Annotated in this window: 1 pseudogene; it reads left to right on the plus strand. The window is 63.1% G+C overall.

The annotated features are described in order from the left end of the window. Window positions 1-317: pseudogene (locus EN845_RS34445) on the plus strand (S9 family peptidase); the annotation flags it as partial.

Raw genomic sequence — 317 nt, forward strand, 5'->3', positions numbered from 1 at the left:
GGCGTCGACCATTCGGCCGACCATGGCAAGCGGCTCTGGGCCTTCGACGACAAGGGCTCGGAATTCTTCGCGCTGCGCGTGCGCGACATCGCCAGCGGCAGGGACCTGACCGACCAGATCCCGGACACGGGTGGCGGCGGCGTGTGGAAAGCCGGAGACGACGGCTTTTTCTACACCCGCCTCGACGACAACCACCGCCCGTCAAAAGTGTTCTTCCACGCACTTGGCGACAGTCCGCAGAACGACCGGCTGATATACGAAGAAACAGATCCGGGTTTCTTCATGGACGTCAGCGGCACGCGCTCCAACGACTGGAT

The sequence above is a fragment of the Mesorhizobium sp. M8A.F.Ca.ET.202.01.1.1 genome, assembly GCF_004791595.1.
In the GTDB taxonomy this organism is placed as follows: Bacteria; Pseudomonadota; Alphaproteobacteria; order Rhizobiales; family Rhizobiaceae; genus Mesorhizobium.